This is a genomic window from Paramicrobacterium chengjingii, from assembly GCF_011751765.2.
GTDB lineage: Bacteria > Actinomycetota > Actinomycetes > Actinomycetales > Microbacteriaceae > Paramicrobacterium > Paramicrobacterium chengjingii.
Genome location: NZ_CP061169.1, coordinates 967,050 through 991,128, shown reverse-complemented (window position 1 = coordinate 991,128; position 24,079 = coordinate 967,050). Strand labels below are relative to the sequence as shown.

23 protein-coding genes are annotated in these 24,079 nt (G+C 62.7%); 11 read left to right on the top strand and 12 right to left on the bottom strand.

Annotation, left to right across the window (positions count from 1 at the left end; translation table 11 throughout):
* Window positions 1-27: 27 nt before the first annotated feature.
* The 3 genes from HCR76_RS04820 to HCR76_RS04810 all read right to left on the bottom strand — a co-directional run bounded on the left by HCR76_RS04820 (window position 28) and on the right by HCR76_RS04810 (window position 4,263).
* Window positions 28-912 carry a glycosyltransferase gene (locus HCR76_RS04820; RefSeq protein WP_166988733.1) on the bottom strand — a complete coding sequence of 295 codons (885 nt, stop codon included), beginning with the start codon at window positions 910-912 and terminating at the stop codon, window positions 28-30.
* Window positions 909-1,862: a glycosyltransferase gene (locus tag HCR76_RS04815; RefSeq protein WP_166988731.1), complete on the bottom strand. Its 954-nt coding sequence runs from the start codon at window positions 1,860-1,862 to the stop codon at window positions 909-911. The genes HCR76_RS04820 and HCR76_RS04815 overlap by 4 nt, the downstream gene beginning before the upstream one ends.
* A gap of 82 nt (window positions 1,863-1,944) precedes the next feature.
* A complete protein-coding gene (locus tag HCR76_RS04810) occupies window positions 1,945-4,263 on the bottom strand; it encodes a cell wall-binding repeat-containing protein (RefSeq protein WP_166988729.1) in 2,319 nt (772 codons plus the stop codon).
* Window positions 4,264-4,406: 143 nt separating this feature from the next.
* On the opposite strand from HCR76_RS04810, the gene HCR76_RS04805 reads away from it, so the two are divergent.
* Both HCR76_RS04805 and HCR76_RS04800 read left to right on the top strand, forming a co-directional pair.
* The gene (locus HCR76_RS04805; RefSeq protein WP_166988727.1) at window positions 4,407-5,540 is read left to right on the top strand and encodes a glycosyltransferase family 4 protein; all 1,134 of its coding nucleotides are present in this window, start codon (window positions 4,407-4,409) and stop codon (window positions 5,538-5,540) included.
* Between the two features lie 14 nt (window positions 5,541-5,554).
* Window positions 5,555-6,739 carry a MarP family serine protease gene (locus tag HCR76_RS04800; protein WP_166988725.1) on the top strand — a complete coding sequence of 395 codons (1,185 nt, stop codon included), beginning with the start codon at window positions 5,555-5,557 and terminating at the stop codon, window positions 6,737-6,739.
* A 5-nt stretch (window positions 6,740-6,744) separates the two neighbouring features.
* Here the strand turns inward: HCR76_RS04800 and HCR76_RS04795 are convergent, their stop codons facing one another.
* From HCR76_RS04795 to HCR76_RS04775, 5 genes are all read right to left on the bottom strand, one after another.
* Window positions 6,745-8,103 carry an LCP family protein gene (locus HCR76_RS04795; RefSeq protein WP_166988723.1) on the bottom strand — a complete coding sequence of 453 codons (1,359 nt, stop codon included), beginning with the start codon at window positions 8,101-8,103 and terminating at the stop codon, window positions 6,745-6,747.
* A complete protein-coding gene (purE, locus tag HCR76_RS04790; protein WP_166990248.1) occupies window positions 8,100-8,567 on the bottom strand; it encodes a 5-(carboxyamino)imidazole ribonucleotide mutase in 468 nt (155 codons plus the stop codon). Before purE ends, HCR76_RS04795 begins: the two co-directional genes overlap by 4 nt.
* Window positions 8,568-8,707: 140 nt before the next feature.
* Window positions 8,708-9,361 carry a DedA family protein gene (locus HCR76_RS04785; protein ID WP_166988721.1) on the bottom strand — a complete coding sequence of 218 codons (654 nt, stop codon included), beginning with the start codon at window positions 9,359-9,361 and terminating at the stop codon, window positions 8,708-8,710.
* Between the two features lie 99 nt (window positions 9,362-9,460).
* Window positions 9,461-11,383 carry a M3 family metallopeptidase gene (locus HCR76_RS04780; RefSeq protein ID WP_166988719.1) on the bottom strand — a complete coding sequence of 641 codons (1,923 nt, stop codon included), beginning with the start codon at window positions 11,381-11,383 and terminating at the stop codon, window positions 9,461-9,463.
* A 27-nt stretch (window positions 11,384-11,410) separates the two neighbouring features.
* Window positions 11,411-12,175, bottom strand: a complete 765-nt coding sequence (locus HCR76_RS04775) for a helix-turn-helix transcriptional regulator (protein ID WP_198248141.1) — start codon at window positions 12,173-12,175, stop codon at window positions 11,411-11,413.
* Between the two features lie 27 nt (window positions 12,176-12,202).
* On the opposite strand from HCR76_RS04775, the gene folE reads away from it, so the two are divergent.
* The 4 genes from folE to HCR76_RS04755 all read left to right on the top strand — a co-directional run bounded on the left by folE (window position 12,203) and on the right by HCR76_RS04755 (window position 15,739).
* A complete protein-coding gene (folE, locus tag HCR76_RS04770) occupies window positions 12,203-12,787 on the top strand; it encodes a GTP cyclohydrolase I (protein WP_198248140.1) in 585 nt (194 codons plus the stop codon).
* Between the two features lie 45 nt (window positions 12,788-12,832).
* A complete protein-coding gene (locus tag HCR76_RS04765) occupies window positions 12,833-14,047 on the top strand; it encodes an NAD(P)/FAD-dependent oxidoreductase (RefSeq protein ID WP_166988717.1) in 1,215 nt (404 codons plus the stop codon).
* 130 nt (window positions 14,048-14,177) lie between these two features.
* On the top strand, window positions 14,178-15,044 hold the full coding sequence (locus HCR76_RS04760; RefSeq protein ID WP_166988715.1) for a ketopantoate reductase family protein: 867 nt from the start codon (window positions 14,178-14,180) through the stop codon (window positions 15,042-15,044).
* Between the two features lie 53 nt (window positions 15,045-15,097).
* Window positions 15,098-15,739 (top strand): TetR/AcrR family transcriptional regulator, encoded by a 642-nt coding sequence (locus tag HCR76_RS04755; RefSeq protein WP_166988713.1) that lies wholly within the window; start codon window positions 15,098-15,100, stop codon window positions 15,737-15,739.
* Between the two features lie 18 nt (window positions 15,740-15,757).
* Here the strand turns inward: HCR76_RS04755 and HCR76_RS04750 are convergent, their stop codons facing one another.
* Window positions 15,758-16,228 (bottom strand): hypothetical protein, encoded by a 471-nt coding sequence (locus HCR76_RS04750; protein WP_166988711.1) that lies wholly within the window; start codon window positions 16,226-16,228, stop codon window positions 15,758-15,760.
* A 143-nt stretch (window positions 16,229-16,371) separates the two neighbouring features.
* Between HCR76_RS04750 and HCR76_RS04745 the strand changes: the two genes are divergently transcribed.
* The 3 genes from HCR76_RS04745 to HCR76_RS04735 all read left to right on the top strand — a co-directional run bounded on the left by HCR76_RS04745 (window position 16,372) and on the right by HCR76_RS04735 (window position 19,579).
* Window positions 16,372-17,667 (top strand): sensor histidine kinase, encoded by a 1,296-nt coding sequence (locus HCR76_RS04745; RefSeq protein WP_166988709.1) that lies wholly within the window; start codon window positions 16,372-16,374, stop codon window positions 17,665-17,667.
* Window positions 17,660-18,289: a response regulator transcription factor gene (locus HCR76_RS04740; protein WP_166988707.1), complete on the top strand. Its 630-nt coding sequence runs from the start codon at window positions 17,660-17,662 to the stop codon at window positions 18,287-18,289. Before HCR76_RS04745 ends, HCR76_RS04740 begins: the two co-directional genes overlap by 8 nt.
* A gap of 69 nt (window positions 18,290-18,358) precedes the next feature.
* Window positions 18,359-19,579, top strand: a complete 1,221-nt coding sequence (locus HCR76_RS04735; RefSeq protein WP_166988705.1) for a YibE/F family protein — start codon at window positions 18,359-18,361, stop codon at window positions 19,577-19,579.
* Window positions 19,580-19,615: 36 nt separating this feature from the next.
* Here HCR76_RS04735 and HCR76_RS04730 read toward each other — a convergent pair whose 3' ends face one another.
* Window positions 19,616-20,746, bottom strand: coding sequence for a 5-(carboxyamino)imidazole ribonucleotide synthase (locus HCR76_RS04730; RefSeq protein WP_166988703.1), 1,131 nt, complete (start codon window positions 20,744-20,746; stop codon window positions 19,616-19,618).
* A gap of 103 nt (window positions 20,747-20,849) precedes the next feature.
* Here HCR76_RS04730 and HCR76_RS04725 point away from each other — a divergent pair, with 103 nt between their 5' ends.
* Window positions 20,850-21,386, top strand: coding sequence for a GtrA family protein (locus HCR76_RS04725; RefSeq protein ID WP_166988701.1), 537 nt, complete (start codon window positions 20,850-20,852; stop codon window positions 21,384-21,386).
* Here HCR76_RS04725 and HCR76_RS04720 read toward each other — a convergent pair.
* A complete protein-coding gene (locus tag HCR76_RS04720) occupies window positions 21,341-21,874 on the bottom strand; it encodes a PH domain-containing protein (RefSeq protein ID WP_166988699.1) in 534 nt (177 codons plus the stop codon). The two genes, HCR76_RS04725 and HCR76_RS04720, sit on opposite strands and share 46 nt — an antisense overlap.
* Window positions 21,875-22,150: 276 nt before the next feature.
* Between HCR76_RS04720 and HCR76_RS04715 the strand changes: the two genes are divergently transcribed.
* Entirely contained in the window at window positions 22,151-23,077 is a 927-nt protein-coding gene (locus HCR76_RS04715; RefSeq protein WP_166988697.1) for a hypothetical protein, read from the top strand.
* A gap of 154 nt (window positions 23,078-23,231) precedes the next feature.
* Here the strand turns inward: HCR76_RS04715 and HCR76_RS04710 are convergent, their stop codons facing one another.
* On the bottom strand, window positions 23,232-24,041 hold the full coding sequence (locus HCR76_RS04710) for a biotin--[acetyl-CoA-carboxylase] ligase (protein ID WP_166988695.1): 810 nt from the start codon (window positions 24,039-24,041) through the stop codon (window positions 23,232-23,234).
* Between the last annotated feature and the right edge of the window lie 38 nt (window positions 24,042-24,079).

The following is a 24,079-nucleotide window of genomic DNA, read 5'->3' as shown; positions in this document are numbered from 1 at the left end:
TCTCTCCCGATCGCTCTCGATCGTTCGTCATGAGGATGCCTTGCCATACGACGCCGATTCAGACGAGACATCAGAGAAGCCACGCTGGATCATGCGTCGATACAAGATTCGACGCACGCCGACCGGAACGAAGCGGTACACGCCGCGCATGGCGATATTGCGCGCAAACTGCAGACGTGTGGTGAAGCCGATTCGGCGAAGAGCTCTCTGGAGGTTCCACTCGGCCTCAAACTGACGCTTTCCCCCGCGTCGAGCGTATGCTCCGGCGCCAACGCGATACATCACGAGCGGGTCAGGCAGGTTCTCGACTCGAGCCCCGGAGTGGATCATGCGAGCAAAGAGCCAGTAATCCTCCATGAGGCCGATGTCTTCATAGCTTCCCGCGTTCGCAACGACAGCTTTTCGGTACATGACCGTCGGATGGTTGAAAGGATCGTGAAACCGGGCGTACTTTGCGATGGCTGCCGCACCGACGGGAGGTGTACGCCGCCCCAGAACCTCACTCGTGTCGTCTGCGAACTCGTACATGCCCGTTCCGACAAGGTCGTACCCCTCGGCCATCTTCGCCATTTGCCGGGCAAAGCGTTCGGAGAGCGCAACGTCGTCGGCGTCCATTCGGGCGACGATGTCGTACGAACAACGCTCAAGCCCGATCGTCAGAGCCTGTGCGAGACCGCCCTGCTCGTCGATGACAACGTGGTTCAGCGGCACAGGGCAGCTCTTCGTGGCACGCGCAACCGCGAGCTCAAGCTCAGCGGGAATCGGTCCGTCCTGCACAAGGACGACCTCGGAGGGAACAAGGGATTGGCCCGTCGTCGCACTCGCGAATGCCCGCTCGAATTGAGAAGGCTCGTCATTGCCATACACAGGAAGCAGCAAGGAGAACTGCTGATCGGGTGACTCGTTGTTCACTCAGCACGTCCTAGTTCGGCAATGACGTCTCCGGGCACTCCGGCATCGTACAGTGCCTCGGCGTTCGGACGCGGCGGTCGTTGCAATGCTTCACGTCTGCCGTGCACGAAACCGTCTCGAAGTACTCGCCGGTCGCCAGATTTCACCACGGTCCGGCCCCAGCGCACGAGACTCGACGCACCATACACAAATTTCTCACGCCGTCGAAGAGCCCGGGAGTGGCGGAAAAGCCAGATCTTGTTGCGAACCTCGAAACGGAATCTCTCGCCCGGGTCATCATCTGTCGATCCTCGTCGCGCAGTTTTGTGCACAACGACGCTCGCCGGCGTGGAGAGCCCTCGGTGCCCGTGAAGAACACGCGTGCTGAACTCGAAGTCGTCGTTCCAGAGAAAATAGTCGACAATCGGATACCCGACGGCTCGGACTCTGTCAGCACGGTACATCGACGACACGAACGACAGCGACCGCACAGGCATCGCGCTGACGGCATCCGCATCGCTCTTCTCGCGTGCAGATGCAAATGGGTTCTCGCGAGGGGTGTTCATGGGATGCTCGTCACCGTCTGTCCACACGACACGAGAGCCGACCGCCGTCAGCGCCGTCCCCGGGTACCCCGTCACCGTGTTCATCAGCCCGAGCAGGGCGTTCTTGTCGGGAACCGTGTCGTCGTCCATCACCCAGATCCAGTCCGGATTATGTCTCACCATCGCGGCCGCCATGCCCACGGCAAAGCCGCCTGCGCCGCCGGTATTGCGCGTGAGCTCAATGAGTGTGACGTCCTGCCCGCTGTCTCGGACGACCTGCGAGGTGTCGTCTGTCGACGCGTTGTTCACGACGACGATTGAGTCGACCGCTCGTGTTTGATGTGCTAATGCGTCAAGCACCTCCGTCAGCAGATCCCGGCGGTTATAGGCGACGATGACCGCTGTCACACGTGAGGGACCGCTCACCTTCACCCTTTCCTGGAACGTATTTTGACGCTCCGGGAGTCTAACCCGATCTTCTCGGTATTCGCCGAACGATGCCCGCGGGTCAGCAGCCGCCAAAGCGCGCAGAGTGCGACGAGACGACAAGTGGTCCGCCGATCACGTGCACGCTCGTCGGTGCTTGCTTGACCGCCGCATTTCTGATCGATGCTGGCATGCATTTCTGCGTTGTGATGTACATTGCCGAGCCTGACCTGGCGGCAGCTGCACCACCTGTGAGCGCATCCGCGTAGTTCGCGCCCGTAGCGACGTAGGCAGCTGACGATGTCGAGAAGTAGGCAGAATTGATGGCGGCCGCTGTAGCATAGCGGTCTTTTCCGGCCAGTCGCTTCACGCCAAAGCCAGCGCTCTTCAGCTGCTTCTCGATGGTCGTCGAGACCACCCCGGTGCCTCCCGCGATCACGACGTTCTTCACACCCAGCTTCGTCAATGTGCTCTTCGTGGCGGCTGTGAGGGGCTCTCGCATGCCGTCAACCAGAATGACCGGAGCATCGACCGATCCGGCAGCGGCACCCGCAGAGAGCGCATCAGGGAAGTTGCGGCCCGTGGCGATGAAGGCCGTGCTTGCCTTTCCGAACGTGAGCGCTGCGTTTCGTGACGTCTCGTAGCGATCGGCACCAGAGATGCGCGATACCGAGCCGTACGAACCCAGCTGCTTGGCAACACCCGATGTCACGACGCCCGTGCCACCGACAACGACGATCTTCTGTGGCTTCAGCCGTTTGAGTTCAGCGGCAACGGTCGAGGGGATGCTACTGCCCTTGACCAGAAGCAGGGGCGCGTCTTTCGCACCCGCCGCAGCGGCGGCGCTCAATGCATCGGGGTAGTTCTGTCCTGTGGCGATATATACGGTGCCGCCCGTTCCCGATCCACTTGAGCGTGAGATCTGTACAGACGTGGAGTAGCGGTCGCTCCCGTAGATGCGGTCGGTTATCGTCGCCCGTCCGCTCGTTGATACAGAGAGCCAGCCGCCCTGAAACTCCTGGTAGGCGGAGCCGTCTGAGTTCTTCTTTGTGCTGTCGACGGGGAACCCGAGCGAGCTCGTGACCCCGCCTGCCTTGTTGTACGCGGTCCCGATCACACTCTGCATGAGATGGGTGCCCAGCGACTTCGACGAGTAGAGCGCGCCCTTTTCAAAAGGCTGCATGACCTTGTCGCCGCCCAGAGACTTCTGGGCGTCAATGGGGAACCCGAGCGTGCCCGACGGCCCCTTCAGCGCGACATACGAGTTGCGGATCTCACCGCCAAGACGATGGATGCTGAATTTCGGCGAATAGTAGAGAGCACCCTTCTGGAACTGCTGGCTCGACCCGCCGTCTCTCTCCCCCTTGGGGTTCGACGTGGGGTAGCCGAGCACACCCACTGGTCCCCGCAAGGCGATGTATGAGCGCCCGATGTCTGCCTTCGTGTAGTAGGCACCGGTCGATTTGCTCCCGTATGCCCAGCCCTTCTCAAATTCCTGACCGACTCCGCCGCCCGAGTAGTGCTCAAGGCCACTCGTGGTGTAACCGAGCTGGCTGAAGTACTTCTTCTGCAGAGCTTCAAGCTGCGGGTTTGCGGAATAGCCCTTATAGGTGCTGCCGAACCAGTCGTTGAAGTACAAGAAGAAGTTGCGGTTTCCATACGAAGAGCAGTTATCGCCGACACCATAACCTGCCTTCAGCGCTGCTGAATTGGGTCGGTACGGCGTGTAGTTGTAAAGACCGGCGGTGGCCTGGTTCTGGATGTACACCTGGCTCGTCCCGCAGGAGGAATTGGGGTGCCATTTAATCGTGTTCGTGCGGCCGGCGCGGTAGCCGAAATCGTTTGGGTAGAGGCGATAGATCTGGAACTGCCGTGCACCGAGGTACAGCTGGTTCTGGAATCCGAAGTATTTCTTGTTGCAGTCTGCGCCGTCGGGGCAGCCAAAGCCCATCGCGATCGTGTAGCGCCAGGTCGACGGCCACTCATGGGTGAGGAGCCCCTGTTCCTTCTGCAGTGTGACAAGAATCACCTGCGGGTTGATGTCGCACGCACGCGAGACCTTGTAGATAATTCGAGCGGCATCCTCGTTCTTACCCGAGGCGATAGCCTTGCAGTACTTGTCGGCAGACCGTGCGGTGGTGTTCTCTTTATACGCGTCGAGGCACGTGTACCCGGCGCGACACTTCGGCACCTTGCTGTTGATAAATGACCTGATCTGGCTCTCTGTCATCGTCGTCGAGTCGTAGAACACCTCGTCATCGATGATGTGCCCGGCGTCGAAGGTTGCGGCTTCGGCCTTCTGAGCTTCAATGGGCATCGCTGTGAGCACCGCTGCGGCAACAACTCCAACGGTGAGAAGCACGAGCGAGCGCACAAATGCGCTACTAAGGCGGCCGGTCATGGTCTACATACTATTCACAACTTTCACAAAAACCACACCCTTAACTTCTGGCTACTCCTCTTCAGCCAGGTTCGTCCCGTAGGTTTAAGGCAGACTGTTCTGCGGTCTTTCGCCCGCCAGCACGAGGCAGAAACGGAGTTTTCATGGTCACGATGCGCGTGATTGTCGACGAGATGGTGCCACCAGTTCGGGGGGACCTTGGTTCGTATACGCGAGACCTCACTCGGGCTCTTATTCGGCACGCGCCGTCCGGTTGCGACGTCGAAGGCGTCATAGCCGCGCATGACGACGAAGCGATTGACAAGGTCCGGAATCGCCTCGGCGGGTTGAGCAGACTCAACCAGACAACGTTGCGCAGGCGTGAATTGAGTGCAGCGTGGCAGATGGGAGTCGGCGGCTCGTCGCTGGCCACCGGACTGCTTCACTCACCGACGCTTCTCGCCCCCTTGGTCAAGCACGACCTCGAGTCAGGCTCTCAAACGACGGTCACTGTTCACGACACCCTCCCCTGGACGCATCCCAAATCATTCACCCCGGCTACTGTTGCGCTGCAGAAGGCCCTGCTCAAGCGGGCACGAAAGTATGCAGACGCCATCGTCGTACCGACGCACGCCGTGGCCGACCAGCTGGCCGATATTGCAGATTTCGGCGACAGGGTGCGGGTCGTCGCCGGAGCGGCACCGAGCACACTTCGCCTGCCAGTCGTTCCCGAACAGCGCGCTCGCGAACTCGGCCTTCCGCCTCAATACATCGTCGCGAAAGGGTCACTGGATCCGCGGCACGGCATCGTCGATTTGATTTCAGCGATGGCGCTCCCGTCGTCCCCCGACATTCCACTTCTGATCATCGGTCCCGAAAGCTGGGGCGAACTCACCATCGAAGCGGTTGCCGACGAAGCGGGCGTCGTCGAGGGACGCGTTGCCGGCCTCGGTCAGCTGTCAGACGCAGACCTCGCGCTCGTACTCTCGCGCGCCACGGCATTCGTGTTTCCCAGTGTCGGCGAAGGATTCGGGCTGCCGGTCGTGGAGGCGTTCACGTTCGGCACACCGGTCATCCATGCCGACGACAACGCCCTGCTTGAAACCGCTGGCGGCTACGGGCAGGTCGTCGAAGCAGAAGGCCCCGGGTACCCCGAGCGCCTTGCCGAGGCGATCAGCGAGGTCGTCGACGACGACGATCTGCGCAACCGACTCACGATTCTGTCGCAGGATCGCGGCCATTCATTCAGCTGGTCGTCCGCTGCAGAAGCGGTCTGGGCGCTGCATGCCGATCTCTGAGAGCAGGTGAGCGAATGATCACCGGCATCGTCATCGACGTTCTGTTCGTCGTCATTCTGATTGTTGCGCTCATCGGCGGGTGGAACCGCGGACTCCTTCACACGATTGGTGCCATCGCAGGAATGATCGCGGGTGGCGTCGTCGCCCTTCTCGTCATGCCGATCGTCTCGGGCGCCATTCCTGCGGCGGGCTGGAACGTCGCGGCCGCCCTCGCCTGCGGCATCATTGTCGTCGGACTCGGCATCAGCCTCGGGTCGTGGCTCGGCAAGCTCATCGCCGGCCCCGTCCGCACGATCAAACTGGGAATCGTTGATCGATTCCTCGGCTCGATCGTCAGCGGCCTTGTCGCACTACTGGTGGTGATGACCCTCGGAATGAGCACGAGTGCACTCGGTATTCCTACCCTGACGCAGGCGATGGCATCGTCAACCCTGATGAAGACGCTGAACGACATCACTCCGTCACCGGTTCTCGGGGCTATCTCGCAGTTTCGCGGCCTTGTCGTCACCGATGGCATTCCTTCGATCCTCGATGCGGCAGGTGTGCCCGACAGTGTCACTGTCCCCGATGCCGACACGCAGACACCCGCACTTCGCACCGCTGCCGAATCGGTCACCCGCATTACAGCAAACGCGCCGACCTGCGGAACCCGGAGCGCTGGCAGCGGCTTCGTCATCGGCGACGGCCTCGTGATGACAAATGCGCACGTCGTCGCGGGTGCATCTGACGTCGTTGTGGAACCGCCAGGCGAACTGCCGCGTGGGGCATCCGTTGTCTATTTCGATGCGGACGCCGATATTGCCGTGCTTGATGTGAACGGGCTCGCCGCTGATGCGCTTCCGTTCAACGCGACTCCAGAGAACGGGGCCACTGTGTTCTTCCAGGGTTACCCCTTTGGAGGACCGTTCGCATCGCGAAGTGCAGCCGTTGTCAGCACTGGCGACATGAGCGTCAGCAGCATCTACGGTGAGCCCGGCGTCACTCGATCCGTCACGACCTTGGCGGCGAACGTTCAGCACGGCAATTCCGGAGGCCCACTCCTCGATGCCGACGGCGCGGTGATCGGCATGATCTTCGCCAAGGCCGAGAACCAATCGAATGTGGGCTTCGCTCTGTCGATGGAGGAACTCTCCCCCGTGCTGGCACAGGCTGAGTCGTTCACGTCTCCCGTCTCAACGGAATCGTGCTCGGTCGGCTGACGCCGCTACGGGCCGTCGCTCGACGTGGTCTCCGGTGGGGCAACGGCGTCAATGACGAGCTCGCGTATGTGCTCGAAATTGGGATTGTCCTGATCGGGAACTGTCGGCGGTGAGAGCTCGAGGTTGGTGATCTCGTGCTCACGTGTCTTCAACGCGAGGTCGCTGAAATAGCCGAGCATCGACTGCGGAACGTCAGTCTTGACGACCTGGCTGCCCGCATCGGCGATGGCCTGGAATTTTGTGAGCACGTTTCCCGGCGTGAACTGGTGCAAGATCGCCTCCTGAAGCTCGTGCTGGCGGCGCATGCGATCCCAATCGCTCGTGGAATGGCGCGACCGCGCGTACCACTCGGCGTGGTACCCGTCGAGCTTCTGTTTTCCCACTTCGATCCACTCGTCAACGTTATTGAGGTGCTCATCTCCCCCGATGGGAAGACGCTCCTTCACGTCGATTTCGACACCGCCAAGCGCGTCGATCATCTGCGAGAACCCGGCCATATCGATCAAAACGTAGAACTGCACGGTCAGTCCTGTGATTCCCTCAGCGGCGTCGCGTGTTGCCTCGATGCCTGGGGAGCTTCCTTTGCCTTCAGCATCCGGGTACCAGTCAGGATGCCGCAGCTGGGCTTCCGTATACACGGAGTTGAGCTTGCACGCGCTCACGTCGCAATTCTGATATCCATCGGGGTACGCGTCGTGGAATGGGCCGTCTGAGAACGGAACATGGAGCAGATCTCGGGGCAGCCCAATAATGGTCGCAGCGCCCGTATTCGCATCGATGCTGACAACGGAGATGCTGTCGGGCCGCAGTCCCTCGCGGTCCTCGCCCGCGTCGCCCCCCAGCAGCAGAATGTTGTAGCGGCCGTCAACCGGGGCCACCGGCGCGGAATTGCCGAAGATGGAACCGAGCGCTCCCCGCGCGATGCCTGCGTAGTATGCAGCGCCACCGGCGCCACCAACCGAAAGCACGAGGAAAATCACCGTTGCGATGGCGATCCAAAAGCGAGCCCCTGGAGCCGCTTTGATGATCTTGAGCAACCGGAACGTGTTGAGGGTGAGTACGAGCCAGAGCACACCATAGGCAAGAAGGAACGCCTGCACGACCAGCAGAAACCAACCCTGTGTCACGACGCTGATGAACGGCGTGCGCAAGAACGAGTAAAGCAACACGGCGATGATCGCCGCGGCCCACATGCCGAGAGTCGCGCCAAGGCCGAAACGCCCGAGTTTGCGGTTGCCCGCCAGAACTTGAGCCGAACCGGGAATGAGAAACCCCAGAATGAGAAGCCACCACGCGCGCCGCGTCATCATCGGCGACGACGCGGTATCCGGGTACCTGATCGGATTTGCGACCAGTGAGCTCATAGAGAGTTTTTGAGATTCTCGTTCTTGACCTCGACCTGAGCGGCGAGATCGTTGGCGTATTCTTCGAGTTTGCTCTGCAGCTGAGCATCTGACGTGCCGAGTATCTTCGCGGCGATCAACCCGGCGTTCTTGGCGCCGCCGATCGAAACGGTGGCGACGGGGACTCCCGCGGGCATCTGCACGATCGACAACAGCGAGTCCAGCCCGTCGAGGGTGGCGAGCGGCACGGGAACGCCCACGACCGGAAGCGTCGTGACGGCGGCCAGCATTCCGGGCAGATGGGCGGCGCCGCCAGCGCCCGCAATGATCACCTTGAGTCCGCGGGATGCAGCATCCTTGCCGTAGGCAATCATCTTCTCGGGCGTGCGATGTGCACTGACGACTTCAACCTCGTGGTCGATGGCGAAGTCGCTGAGCACCTGGCTCGCGTCACTCATGACGCGCCAGTCAGAATCGCTTCCCATGACGACGCCGACAAGCGGGCGCTCGGAATCGTGGTGTGGCATGCGCATAATGCTACGGGCGCTGGCTGGAAATTCTCGCCTACGGCACGCTGAGCAGCACGTTTTGCGCGATCACACAGGTAGCACACGACCCGGCAGCGTCATCCGTCGGTGCCCGTTCCTTCCCGCCGCGCAGCACGCACGCGGTAGACGATCCACACGGCGAGGGCGATCACGACTCCCGCGATGACGATGTACTTCAGAATGTCGGCGTACTCCTCGACGATGTGCCAATTCTCGCCAAGATAGAACCCGGCGAGAATGAACACGGTGTTCCAGATGAGACTGCCCGCGAGAGTTAGCGCTCCGAACCAGACGATGCTCATGCGTTCGACGCCCGCCGGAATCGAGATGAGACTGCGAAAGATCGGCAGCATGCGGCCAAAGAAGATCGCCTTCTTGCCGTGCTTCCCGAACCACTTCTCGGCGCTCTCCACCTCAGACACCTTGACCAGCGGCATCCAGTCGGCGATCTTGATCAGCCTCTCGCGACCCAGCCATGCGCCAAGGCCGTAGAGGGCGAATGCGCCGACAAGCGAGCCGATCGTCGTCCAGATGATTGCCTCGGCAAGCCCCATGTTTCCCTGGCTTGCCGTGAAGCCGGCGAGCGGCAGAATGATCTCACTCGGCAAGGGCGGAAACAGGTTCTCAAGCGCGATGGCGATTCCCGCTCCGACGCCGCCGAGGGTCTCCATGAGGGAGACGGCCCAGGCGGCAACTCCCGAGAGCGTGGAGTCGGAAGCGGCGATCAGCATGTGCCTCACCGTAGCCGAGCACGCCTGACGAAAACGTGATTGTCATCCGTGCGGCCCACCGGATGCTGTCGCAATTCAGCCGCAAGGATGACCGTGTGTTCAGTTATCGCCCTCGAGCCAGCGTCCGAAGGCGTCGAATGAGTACGGCCGGCCGAGGAACGCTGCGACGAGGTCGGCTGCGTCAGCGGACCCGCCGCGCGCAAGAATCTCATCGCGATAGCGCGCCGCCACCTCCGCGTCAAACAGGTTCTGCGGATCGAAGGCAGAAAACAGGTCTTTCGCAATCACCAGGCTCCACATGTAGGTGTAGTACCCAGAACCGTACCCCTCAAGATGGCCGAACGCCGCTTGGAAGTGCGTGTCGGACAACGGTGTAATGAGCGAGTAGCGTCGGGCAAGCTCCGCGACCGCCGCATCGTGATCGACTGGCCGCTCACGGTGCAGGCGGTAGGAAACCGCTGCGTAGTGCATCTGGGTTCGCACGCGCTGCGCCCGGCCGAAGTCTTCTGCCGTACGCATCCGCGCCACGAGGTCGGCGGGAATCGGCACACCGTCGGCGTCGACAGCGAAGGAACGCAGAATGTCGGCATCCCACGCCCACTCTTCGAGCATCTGCGACGGCGCCTCGACGAAGTCCCACTCCGTTGCGACGCCCGAGAATCGCACCCAGCGCTGGTTGCCGCCCAGAACGTGGTGCACAAGGTGGCCGAACTCGTGAAACAGGGTGACCACCTGCGAGTGCTCCATGAGCCCGCGCGGGAAGTTGCACACGAGGGTTCCTTCGGGCAGTTGCATACCGCTCACCCCTGTGGCGAGGTCGAACTGCGCCGCGTGCTTGTATTTTCCCTCGCGGGGATGCAGGTCGAGATAGATGCGCCCGATGCGTTCGTCTCCACGAAGAACGTCGTAACAGGTGACGTCGTCAGACCAGCGCGGCACGTCGGGGCGCTCACGATAGCTGATGCCGAACAATCGCCCCGTCACCTCGAGAAGGCCGGCGCGTACGCGGTCGAAGTCGAAGAAACGGCGCACGGCCCCCGCATCGACGCCGAACTGCTCGCGCCGAACCAGCTCGGTGTAGTAGGCGCCGTCGCCCACGGTGATCGCTGTGATGGTCGGGTCGTCCTGCTGTGCGCGCTTCAGCAGCGTCTGGACCTCGGCTCTGCCGCTCTCGCCGGCCAGGTCTGAGATGCGCTCGATGAACTCACCGATCGCGTCGCCCGAGCCGATCATCTTCACCTCGGTGTCGAAATCAGGCCACGAGTCGTACCCCAGCAGCGTCGCCTGCTCGGCGCGAAGGTCGAGAAGCTCGTGCAGCAGCTGATCATTTGCCGGCCACGCCCGATTGTTGAATTGCCGTGACACCGCGTGCCGCGCCTCGCGATCGGTGGCGAAGGTGAGAAAGGGAACGGTGTCGGGGTAATCCGTGGTGATGGCGACGAGTCCGTCATCACCGACGCCGTGCTCGTCACGGTAATCGTCGGGCAGGCCGTCAAGCTGTTCGGGGCGGAGCCGCAGCGTGCGCACATCGTCGCGGATGTTTCGTGAGAACTCCTGCGCGACAATCGTCGAACGCTCGCTGATCTCGGTGAGCCGGGCGCGCGTTGCGTCGTCGCGGTCGACGCCGCTGCGTGTAAAGTCCCGCAACACGTGATTGAGCAGACGGGCGGCCTCGGCGTCGAGCTCGGAGGCATCGAGCACAGCGAAAACGTTGTACAGCTCGCGATTCTGCCCGCGCTCGGTGAGAAAGGCGGTGATCTCCTGGGTTTTCACCTCAGCGAGCTCGCGCACGCTCGCGTCGGGGTGTACTTCGGCGAAGAGTGAGGTGAACCCGGATGCTGTCGCTACACGAGCGTCCGCGTCATTCCACAGTTCGAGCACGGCGAGGGGTGTGCGCGACGTGCCGTCTGTGAGAAGCGCAACGACGTCGCGTGCGGCATCGAGGGCAGAATCGGCGCCGTCGGCGATGAAGGGGTTCCAGTCGGATGATGTGTGGGGAAGTGTGAGTGGTTCCGCGGGCATGAGATTTACTCTACGGTGTTCGCAGATTCAGTCCGTGGCGCAGAGGGTGACGCAGCAGCGCCCCGGCGCTGGATCGAGGTTGGCCTGAAGCACGCCAGGGGCGACGCTGTCGGTGAAAGCGCTCAGCATGTCGTGGTTCATGCCGCACACCAGCTTCGTGTGAGCTCCGGCCAGCCGATGGAACGGACAATTGGCCATCACGACACGGTCGCCCTCGACGCGCGGCTCGTAGCCCAGGTCACGCAGCGTCGACACGGCGATACCGAACGCCGTGGCGGCATCCGTCCCCGTGTTCTCGCGGTTCGCCGCAAGGCTCACGCCCTTCTCGCGTGCCACATCGCGTAGCGCCCGCGCAATGTCGTCCCCGTTTCGTGACGACCGTGCGATAGCCTGCGCCATCAGTTCGCCAGCGAGCACGTACTCGCGAGCGGGCAGCGAGATGTCGAGCTCGACGTCGGAGCGCTCATACAGCTTGGCGCTGCGCCCCGCTCCCGGCCCTGATTTGCCGCTCGTGCGAGCATACGAGGCGAGCAGCAGCCCAGCCGCCTCAAGCTTGTCGAGATGAAACTTCGCCGTATGCACCGGCACCTGAGCGGCATCCGCCGCCTGATCGCGTGAAACCGGATGCGGCTGAGCGCAGACATACAGGTAAAGGGAACGTCTCGTCTCGTCGGCGAGCACGCTCACCGCGGCGAAGCTGCCTGTCTGCCGCGCAGCGTTCAACATCGTCTCCTCTTTCACCACGGCACCGCCATCCTTGACCTTCTCGCCGCAACGTTCTAACGTAAGCAATACTATCCGTTAGAAAGCAGATTCGCCATGACCCTCACGCATTCGATGACCACCACCGTGAAGCAGACACTTCCCGATGTCGATCGAGCGGCGCATCATGCGCGAGGCTTTCTTGAGGCTCTCGGTGTAGATCTGAGTGGGCCGGCGCGACACGAAAGCGCCATGCGCATGGCCAAGGCGTACCTCGAGATGATGTCGAGCGATCCTTTCGAGATGACGACGTTCGACAACGACGAGGGGTATTCGGAGCTCGTGCTCGTCGCGGCCATCCCCGTGCAGTCTCTGTGCGAGCACCACTTTCTTCCCTTCACGGGCGTGGCCCATGTGGGGTATCTGCCCGGCGACCGGCTCGTCGGGCTGTCGAAGCTAGCACGCACCGTCGAGATGTACGCGCGCGGGCCCCAGACGCAAGAGAACCTCACGCAGCAGATCGCCGATCATCTCAATGCCGCTCTCATGGCACGCGGCGTCGGTGTGGTGATCGAGGCGGAGCACACGTGCATGTCACTTCGTGGCGTGCGCGCCGGCGGCGCCCGCACGCGAACCTCAGCCTTCACGGGCGACCTGCGCGAGAGCGCAGCACGCTCCGAGTTTCTCTCATCAGTGAGCTGAGCCGAACCGCCAGAGATTGTCGATCGTCGAGAAAGAGGAGCAGTCATGAGTACTCAAGGAACCGTTATTGTCGGGGCCGGCCTCGCCGGAGCAAAGGTAGCTGAAGGGCTGCGCGAGGGCGGCTACGCCGACCCCATCACGCTCATCGGCGACGAGCCCGAGCGCCCCTACGAGCGGCCTGGGCTCTCGAAGGAGGTTCTGCTGGGCACGGACGACGCATCGAGTCTCTACGTACACGATGCCGATTGGTATGAGAAGAAATCGGTGACCACACGCTTCGGCATGGCTGCCAACGCACTGAACCTCAGCGAATCGACGGTGAGCCTCGAGAACGGCGACATCATCGGGTACGAGCACGTCGTTCTCGCGACAGGTTCGAGCCCACGGATGCTGCCGCTCGATGGTTCTGACCTCGACGGCGTTCACACGATGCGGCGCATGCCAGACACGCCGGCCATCAAGGCGCACTTCGGCGATGGAAAGAAGCTCGTCATCATTGGTGCCGGATGGATCGGGCTCGAAGTGGCGGCAGCGGCGAAGCTCGCGGGAACCGACGTCACGGTGCTCGAATACGCGCCACTCCCCCTGCAGCGTGTGCTGGGCGACACACTCGCGGCCTACATGTACGACCTGCACACTGACAACGGCGTCGACCTGCGCACAAACGTCAGCGTCACAGCGCTCAAGGGCGATAACGGGCGTGTGACAGGGGTCGACAGCTCGGCAGGCCATTTCGACGCGGATGCCGTCGTGATCGGCGTCGGTGCGGCACCGAACACCGAGCTCGCGGCATCCGCTGGTCTTGCCGTCGACAACGGCGTCATCGTCGATGAGCACCTGCGCACATCTCACCCCGCGGTACTCGCAGTCGGTGACATCGCTCTCGCACAGAACACCGTGACGGGCGCCCCGCTGCGGGTCGAGCACTGGGACAACGCGATGCGCCAGGGGCAGCTTGCAGCTCAGACAATTCTCGGTTCAGGCGCGGTATACGACTGGCAGCCATACTTCTTCACAGACCAGTTCGACTTTGGCATGGAGTATGTCGGGCACGGCAGCTCTGACGACGACGTGCACGTTCGCGGCCACCTCGGATCAGGTGAGTTCATCGCCTTCTGGTCGAACGACGGCCGCGTCACCGCGGCGATGAACGTCAACACCTGGGACGTCAACGACGATCTGCGCGCGGTGATCGGGCACTATGTCGCTCCTGGCCGCCTGACGGATGAGGATGTCGCCCTCGGCGATCTTGTGTCGTAATCTAACTGGAATGATCGGTTCCGCTTGATGTAAAGTCGTACCGGAACAATGTGTTCCGCTTAACGACCCAGAGGAGCCCCGTGGCCATCCTGAACGTGCAGCCCGCTCCGACGCACGAAGCGAGCCTGCAATGAAAATTCTCGTCTATGGCGCCGGCGTGCTCGGGAGCTTGTACGCTGCCCGTCTCCATGACGCCGGGCACGATGTCTCTCTTCTCGCCCGGGGCGATCGACTGGCATCTCTGCGAAAGCGGGGCGTGCTTCTCGCCGAGAACGAGAGTACGTCAGTCAGGCAGGTTCCCGTCTCCGCTGTCGAGAGTCCGGCCGGAAAGTACGATCTGATCCTCGTTTTGGTGCGCTCACACCAGGTAGATTCCGTGCTCGAGCAGCTTGTCGAGAGCGACGGTGACGTGCTGTTCCTTGTGAACTGGGCAGGCGGCCCCGAGCCGCTTGCCGAAGCGATCGGGCGGGAGCGAGTTCTTCTAGGCTTCGGCAATCAAGGCGGCACAATGGACGGGGATATTGTCCGCTACGGACGCAGAACGCTGCTGACACGCCTCGTCCATATGCCAATCGGTGAAATCGACGGCCAAACAACTCCGCGAGTAGAACGAATTGTGCGAATGTTCCGCTCCGCGGGATTCACTGGCAAAGCCGAGCCCCGCATGGATGCCTGGCTCAAAACGCATGCCGCGTTCGAGGTGCCACTTGCGCACGCTGTGCACACGGCGGGCGACCCCAATGCCCTGGCCGGCAATCGAGCCTCACTTCGCGACATGGTCCGGCTCATCAGGCAGAATCTCGAAGCGCTGCCGATGCGGCCTGTGCCACGTGCCTTCGGCGCATTGCGCGTGCTTCCCCACGGTGTGCTCATTGCCCTATTTCGATTGCTTCTGCGCAGCTCGGCTGCTGCACCGCTTGGCACCACGTCGCCCGCAGCCTTAGGTGAGCTCAATCTGCTGGCCGAGCAGGTGGACGGCCTTGCGCGGCGCCGTTAGCCGATATGCGCACTGACGACGACCGGTGACCGATCAGACACGATAATGATGCTATGTCTCTCGACGAACACAACGCACGGCCGAAGCGAAAAGATGCGGCACTGAACAACGAGCGTCTTGTACAAGCGGCGCGTGAGGTGTTTGCGCAGCAGGGACTCTCTGCGACGCTCGAGGACATCGCCCGGCACGCGGGAATCGGCGTCGGCACCGTCTACAGAAATTTCTCCAGCAAGAAGGCGATCGTCGAGACTTTGTACGACGCAGCAGTCGACTCTGCCCTGGCCGAGGCACAAACGGCGTTGGAGATCGAAGACCCGTGGCTCGCCATCGTTGCATTCTTCGAGATCACGGCGGCGAATCAGGCACGAGATCGCGGTCTGTGCGAGACGTTTCTCGGAAACGACGGCTTCGGGCCACACGAACGCATCGCCGAGAAACTCGTCGCCGTTCTCTCTCCCCTGTTTGACCGCGCACACGCGGCCGGGCTTCTGCGCGACGGGGTGTCAGTCACAGACATCGGCCCGATCTTCGCGATGCTCAACAGCGTTTACCGCGTCAGTGATGAACATCCCGATCTCTGGCGACGGTACCTGGCACTCATTCTCGACGGGCTTCGCGCCCGCGACCGACTGGCTCTACCCGTACCGGCATTGGACGTCGCTGCCTTCGCAACTGCACTCACGACAGGTGACTGATTTCCGGCGCGATCCCCGTCAGAGAAAGCTGACGCCGAGCGTAGCCAGCACTCCGAACGCCACACCCCAGAGAATGATCGAGATGATCTGCCAGAAGATCACCGCGTTCTTCGACGCCCCGAACGAAACCATCGCCGCCGACGTGATCTGGCTGGGCAGCAGCGCCTGACCAGCCAGGCTCACCCCCGCCACACCGTAACGGTCAAAGCGCTCGCGCAGTTTGCGCCGACGCGGCGTCTCTTCTTTCTGCACCGCGCTCGACGTCACCTTCTGGCGCACCGCGTGGGCGCTCAACACAAAGATCAGCATCGACACGATGTTTCCGATCACAGCCAGCCCGATCGCGACAGCCGGATGCAGACCGATCAGCACGCCGATCACTGAGCCGAAGTACGACTCGACAAGCGGAATCGCCGCGGCGAGCATGATTCCGAGCCACGTAAGCGCTTCAGGTAATGACGACACGGCGTTCTGAAGTGTCTCGATCATGGTGGGGCCTCTCTGTCGACGTTCGCGGTCTTTGTGCCGGCCGAGTTCGACCGTGCATCACAATCCTCGCGAGCTTCTGACGGCACGGTAAGTATCACGACGTCACCGTTTTGCATGAAGTTTCGCACCGGCATCCGTGACATTTGTCACTGATCTACACTCAGAGCCATGCCACGCCATTCCTCCGCACGAAGCGCACGCTGATGGTCGGTGACGTCACCCCAGCTGCAGCGGCGCCGGCGGCGCGAACGAGCGCCGAAGGCAGCGTTCACGCCACCTGGGTATACACGCTCGGTTCGATCGTCTTCTTCTTCCTCGTTCTTGACGGCGTCCTGCTCATCCGAGGCCTCTCCGCGCTCTCACGGTCGCACTCGTCCATCGACATTCTGATCGTCGTCTTCACGCTCGCGTCGACGATTGTGCAGGTACGCTTCTGCTGGTTCTTGCGCGACGGACTCGGCGGCGGCCTGCCGCACACCGCCTGGACGGCGACGCTCTTCGCAGCATCCGCCCCTGCCCTTGTTCTCGGCCTGTTCTCGCCAGACCTGTGGCGCGTCGCGCCACTTCCGTTCTGGCTATCCGTCGTACTTGTCGCATGTCTGCTACCGGAGCGGACCCGCTGGAACGTGCTCGGTGCGGGCGTCGCGATAACGATCGGCAGCTACCTGCTCGCGAAAGCGACGCTGCCATTTACGGTCGACACGGCGCTTGGTGAACGCGACATCGCGATTTTCCTCTTCGCAGCATTCATGCCGGTCGTTGTGATTCTCAGCCTGTGGTGGTGGAACATCGTCATCGAACTCGACAGGCACCGGCGCTCAGCGGCAGAGCTCGCCATTGCCAAGGAGCGGCTGCGCTTCGCCGCTGACCTGCATGATATTCAGGGGCACCACCTGCAGGTGATCGCGTTGAAGGCAGAGCTGGCAGAACGGATGCTGCAGCGCGACCCGGCAGCGGCCCGCGAGCAACTGCGCGAAACCCGCTTAATCGCTTCGGAGGCGCTGCAAGAGACGCGATCGCTCGTCGCCGGTTACCGCGAGGTCGGGCTCGACGACGAGCTCGAGAACGCTCGCGAGGTGCTCTCTGCCGCCGGTGCGGCCTGTGAGCTGCGCATCGAAGCACTGCCTGCCAGCGCGACAGCCCGCCGCGCCCTCGCCTATGTCGTGCGCGAGGCGACGACAAACATCATTCGCCACAGCTCAGCCGGGGCGGTGACCATCAGCGTGGAGTCCGACGGCGGATGCTGCCGCCTCACCGTTTCGAACGACGGCGTCAGTTCCACACCTGCTGTCGACACCTCGGGCACGGGTCTCGATGGGCTCCGCACGCGCGTCGAGAACCACGGTGGAACTTTTGCCACAACGCTCGATGCCGGGCGATTCGAACTTATCGCCACGATTCCCGACGGCGCAGTCGGTGAGGGGAGCCCACATGTCTGATTCCGAGACGGCGCAGCGCAGCATCCGCTTGCTGATCGCCGATGACGAGCACATGATTCGCACGGCGCTCGTAGCGCTGCTTTCGCTCGAGCCCGACCTCGAGGTTGTCGCGAGCGTCGACAACGGACTCGCGGCGATCGAACGGGCCGCCGAAACGCGACCTGACGTCTGTTTGCTCGACCTGGAGATGCCGCAGGCCGACGGGCTCGAGGCCGCGGAGCGCATTATCCGCGCCGTGCCGACGCGCGTGGTGCTCGTCACGCGCCATGCGCGACCTGGAGTGCTGCGGCGAGCGCTGTCTGCCCGCATTTCGGGGTTTGTGCCGAAGTCGACCCCGGCCGAGCAGATCGCCGATGTCATTCGCGACGTGGCCGCCGGCAGACGCTACATCGACTCCGAGATCGCCGCGGCCGCGCTTGCCGCCGAACGCTGCCCGCTCACCGACCGCGAGCTCGACGCCGTGCGCCTGAGCCGGTCAACGCTCAACGTTCAGCAGATCGCCGGGCGGCTCAACCTCGCGCAGGGAACCGTGCGCAACTACCTCTCGTCTGCCATGACGAAGCTGGGCGTCGACTCCCGTCAGGAGGCTGCCGAGCACGCGTGGCAGCAGGGCTGGATTTAACCCCGCGGATGCCGTCACGGCGCGTGTGCGACAGCATCCGTTGCGCCATCTGCTGGTAAGTTTCAGCAAATGGGTCACTCTCACGGCACCGTCCGTTCCGATAGCCCTCGCCCCCGCCTGGCGAGAATTCTGACGATCATCGTGCTCGCGGTCGCAGCCGCCGTTGCCGTCGGCATGTTCGCCCTGTGGCCGCAGCCCGGCGCCATTCCGCAGCAAGAGGGGCCGTATGAGGGCGACGGTGTGAGCCTCGTTGACGCTTCTGTGGCCGTCGTCACCGAGTTCGACTGCCAAGACGACCAAGGCGAACGGTCTGCGATGGCGGGAATCGAAGGGCCATGCGCCCGCGTCATCTCGCACCTGAGCGACGGAAAGCGCGCGACGTTCGAGATCGACCCGTCAACCTATGCCAGCACGGGAATGGAATCGGGCGACAACGTGCGACTCATTCGACTGGAGGCGACAGAGGCCGAGCCCGTCAACTACGCGTTCTACGATTACCAGCGCACCTTTCAGCTCGTCGTCATTGTCATCGCGCTCGTGATCATCGTTGCGCTCGTCGGCACCTGGCGCGGCATTCGAGCACTTGTCGGCGTCGCCATCGCGATCGGCGTGCTTGCTGTGTTCATCTTTCCCGCAATGCTCACGGGCAAACCGCCCATTCTCGTGGCGATCATCGGCGCGACGGCCATCATGCTGATCGTTCTATATTTGGCGCACGGCGTCTCTGTGCGTACAACTGCCGCGTTATTCGGTGCTCTGTTCGGCATCGTTTTCACGGCCATCGCCGGCGTGATCACCACAGACTGGGCGCACCTCACCGGCACCGGGAGCGAAGAAGGGTGGATGCTGTTCTCCAGCGTTCCCGAGGTGAACATGTCGGCGATTGTCTCGGCAACGATCGTCATCGCCGGGCTCGGTGTGCTCAATGACATTACGATCACTCAGGTGTCGGCGGTGTGGGAGATGCGCGCCCTGAGTCCCAACGCAAGCCGCCGCCAGATCTTCACTGCCGCAATGCGCATCGGTCGCGACCACGTGGCGTCGAGCATCTACACGCTCGTGTTCGCGTATGCCGGGTCGGTGATGATGATGCTTCTGCTCGTCTACACGTACCCGCAGAACATCATTGACCTGCTCACGACAGAGCGCGTCAGCCAGGAGATCGTACGCACGCTCGTCGGAACCGCCGGCCTCATTCTCGCGATGCCCGTGACGACGCTCTTCGCCATCGCCCTCGCACCCCGCGAGCAGGAGCTTGAGCAGGAGAAACCGCGGCACGCTCACGCCTGATCTGCCCAATCGCTGTCGCTGACAGCATCCGGAGAGTCACTCGAAGTGCGATGCCGCCTCTCGCGCGTCAAAGACAACGTCGTCGAGGTTGTCGCCCACCGCATTGATGTGGCCGATCTTGCGCCCGGGGCGCGGCTGCTTGCCGTAATTGTGCACCTTGACGGTGGGATGCTTCTCAAGCGCCTGCGCGTAACGGTCAGCCACGGTGCCCTCGGTGGGACCGCCGAGGATGTTGATCATGACGCACGTCTCATCGCGCAGCCCCGTTGCCCCGAGCGGTAGGTCGAGCACCGCACGAAGGTGCTGCTCAAACTGGCTCGTTGTCGAGCCGTCTTGCGTCCAGTGTCCCGAGTTGTGCGGGCGCATCGCGAGTTCATTCACGAGCAGGCGATCGTCTGTCGTCTCGAAGAGCTCCACAGCGAACACACCGGTGACTCCCAGCCCCTCGGCAACGTCGACGGCGATCTGCGCGGCGACCTCGGCAATGCGCCCGGCCGATCCCGGCGCCGGAGCGAAGACTTCAGCACACACTCCGTTCTTCTGCACCGTCTCGACAACGGGCCAGACGGCGAGCGGGCCAGACGGGCGCCTCGCGGTGAGCTGCGCGAGTTCTCGCCGAAAGTCGACGAGCTCCTCGGCGAGCAGCGCTCCCCCGCGGCCGTCTTCGCTCAACGCAGTGAACCAGTCGGTCACCTCGTGCGCCGCCGATACCACGCGCACGCCCTTGCCGTCGTAGCCGCCACGCGGTGTCTTCACAACAGCTGAGCCGCCGTGTTCGTCGATGAAGCTCTGCAGCTCTGCTTCCGTGGTGACCGCGCCCCAGTCGGGAACAGGCAGTCCCAGCTCTGTGAGCTTTTCGCGCATGGCGATCTTGTCTTGCGCGTACAGCAGAGCGTCGGGCCCCGGGCGCACAGCGACCCCGGCATCGACGAGCGCACGCAACACGTTTTGCGGCACGTGCTCGTGATCGAACGTGATGACGTCGACATCCTTCGCAAACTCGAGCACCGTGTCGACGTCGCGATAGTCGCCCACCTGCGTTGCGGCGAGCGACGCCGCCATGTTCTCCTGCTCCGCCAGCACACGGATCTCAAGCCCCAGATTGATTGCGGGGGGAATCATCATGCGGGCAAGCTGACCTGCGCCAATGACACCGACTACGGGCATGCGTCGCTCCTATCGCCGTGAGGCTGTTTGTATTCTCAGTCGATCGCGAACCAGTGTCGCTAAACTGCTCACTCCTCTATCTTCTCGCATGAAGGACGGATGCATGACGAACAACCGTGCCGCCCGGCTGCGGCAGCTCGGCATGCAGGTGCTCCGCTTCGGACTCGTGGGTGCGGCAGGGTTCGCCGTCGACATCGTCATCTTCAATGCGCTGCGACTCACCGTGCTCTCCCCCGAGAGCATCGAGACAGGGCCACTCATTGCGAAGCTCATCTCGACGACGCTCGCGATCGTCACCAACTGGGTGGGCAATCGCTTCTGGACGTTCGCCGACACTCGGCAATCCAACACGGTGCGCGAGGCGAGCGAGTTCTTCGTCGTGAGCATTGCCGGCATGGGTTTCGGCCTCGGCAGCCTGTGGGTGTCGCACTACGTACTCGGATTCACGAGCGTGCTCGCCGACAACATCTCGTCAAACGTGATCGGCCTCGCGCTCGGCGCCGTGTTTCGGTTTGCGCTGTATCGCTGGTGGGTGTTCTCGCCGGCGCGCGCTGCCGCGCAGCATCCGGTTGCCGCTGCTCAGGGCACGGCGCCTCAGAGAACCGAGGTCTCGTCGCGCAGCACGGAACCCGCCGCGTAGCCGCCGTAGCCGAGTTGCCCCTGCGCGCGCTCGATGAGATCGTGCAGCACGTTCTGCACCTGGTTGGCGCCCGGCACATCCTTGAGCACCAGTGGCTTGTCGACACCAGACGTGAGCACGATGTCTCCCGAGCGCGACATGGCCTGCAGCGGGCCGCGCTTGACGGTAACGGTGTAGCCGCGCGAATGCAGCAGCTCATTGCGCGTGCGCACAAAGAAGCCCTGCCGAACGATCACGCGACGCGTCGTGAGTGTGTACCGACGATTGAGCCAGGTGAAGTACGGAAGCAGCACCAACAAAATGATCGCCGCGAGCCCCCCGAACAGGAACGTGAGGTTGATCCATTGCTCGCGGAACGACCCGAAGTAGAACGAGACAACACCGACAACGCCAAGCAGAATAACAACGGGAAGAATCAGGATGCGGCCGTGCCGATGCATGCGGGCAACGACGCGCTCCGACGCGTGCTCGCCCGTGCGGTTGTCCATGCACTCCATTGTGCCGCATGCCCGCGCGACAACGCTGTCAGCACGCCGAGCCCCGCCGTGAGCGCTACGCCGCGCCCCTCCGTGCTCAACACTTGCGTTCAGCCGTTCGGAGATCGTCCCGGAACGTCGGCGTGTCGGACCCAACACGCCGTTCAACGCTCAAGATCTCCGAATGGCTGCACGCGACTCTCCGTCCACACGCACCAACGCCGCGTCAATATCCCCTGTTTTTCGAACTCACTCCACACGATGCAACTCTCTCGCGAAGGTACTCACATGGACATTGCGGATTTTCTTCACCGACACGGAGAGATCGCCAGGAGTTCAACACTCCTTCGCCACGGAGCGTCTCGCCGCGACATCGCCGCTGCCGTGCAACATGACGAGATCACCCGCGTCATGTCAGGCTGGGTCGCCACACCAAAAGCCGACGCAGAGCAGATCATCGCCGTTCGCTCAGGTGGCCGCCTCGGCTGCATCTCTGCCTTGCGGCGCTGGGGCCTCTGGGGCGCTGACGACACGCGACCGCATCTGGCGATGCCACTGCACGGTCGACGTCTGCCCAGCTTCACCGTTCCGATTCGCGCGACGGCGGCCGTACCGCATCCGCATTCGCCTCTCACAGTTGACACGCGCCCCCGGCTCGGCGCACCAGTTCGGCATTGGTCTGCACACGCAGCTGATGACGAGCTCGACTGGATCGTTGAACCTGTTGAGGCCATCCGCCAAGTTCTGCAGTGCCAAGACATCGAGCAGGCCATAGCGTGCGTCGACTCGGCACTGCATCATGACGCGATCAGCCTCACAGATTGGCTCACTATCGCGCACGACCTTCCGCCGTCGCGCAGTGTGTGTCGAAACCTGGTCGATGCGCGGGCAGACTCCGGACTAGAGAGTCGCATCAGGGTGAGACTTGTGCGGTTGGGGCACGGAGTCGATGTGCAGGTTCCTCTACCTGGTGCAAGCGATCTCGACTTGCTCGTCGACGACCGCGTGGGTCTCGATCTCGACGGAGACAGTTTTCACTCGACACCGGAGCAACGCAAGCGCGACCTCGCCAAAGGTCTCATCTCGATGAAACAGGGCATTCCCACTGTCAGGGCCGGCTATTCCCATGCGCTCAACAATTGGGACATCGTGTATGTGGCACTCACCCGGTTGCTCGCGCTCACAGCACCGCATACGGGTAACGTTCACCGGTGAGCACCGAGCGGTTACGCATTCGGAGACACGCAAATTGGTGCGGCGTGTCTTGCGCAACACGCCGTACAGCGAGCGGGATCTCCGAACGGATGACGGCTCAACGCCGCGGGAACGAGCACGAGCACGCTGTTCATTCAACACCCACGTGATCGCGTCAGCCGTTCGGGAGCGGGCGCAGATGCGTTACATCGCCCGCCGAAATGCTCCGCAGAACCGATTCTCCCTCCGGTTGCACGAGCAGACGTCCGTCAGCGTCGAGGCCGCGCGCCACCCCCACGAGGTCGCCGTCAGGAAGCTGCACCTTCACAGCCTGCCCGAGTGTTTCACAGGCGGCACTCACCTGCGACACGAGACCGCACGCACGCGCATCGCCGCCAGAGGCCACGAACGCCTCATACAATTCGCGCAGTTGCTTCAGGTACAGCGAGAGAACAGTGTCAACGCTGTACGTGCGGCGGCACTCGATGGCGAGAGACGTCGCGGAGTCCACAGGCAACTGGTCGCGAGTCATCGAGGTATTGAGTCCCGCACCGATCACGACGGCGAGCTCGTCGCCCGGAATGAGTTCACTCAGGATGCCGCTGACTTTCAGTCCCCGAACGAGAACATCGTTCGGCCACTTCAGCGATGCATCCGCCGCACGCATCCCCGCCCCGGCCAACAGCATCTGCACGGAACGTGTCATGGCAAGACCTGCCATGAGCGGAATCCAACCGAGCCGGTCCGCCGGCACAGCGGGGCGCAGCAGCACAGACGTGGCGAGGCTCGCACCGGGCGGCGTCGTCCACACGCGATCACGTCGACCTCGACCAGACGTCTGTGCGTCCGTGACCAGCACGGAGAAGTCCGGCATCGTCGGGTCCGCTGCCCGTGAAGTAAGTTCAGCGTTTGTCGAGCCAGCTTCAGTGAGCCAGGTGATGTGCGGTGCGACGTCGAGACTTGAGGAGAGATCGGGGGCGGTCATATGTACAGAATATGGCGCTCGGCGCCGCCGGGCAGCAT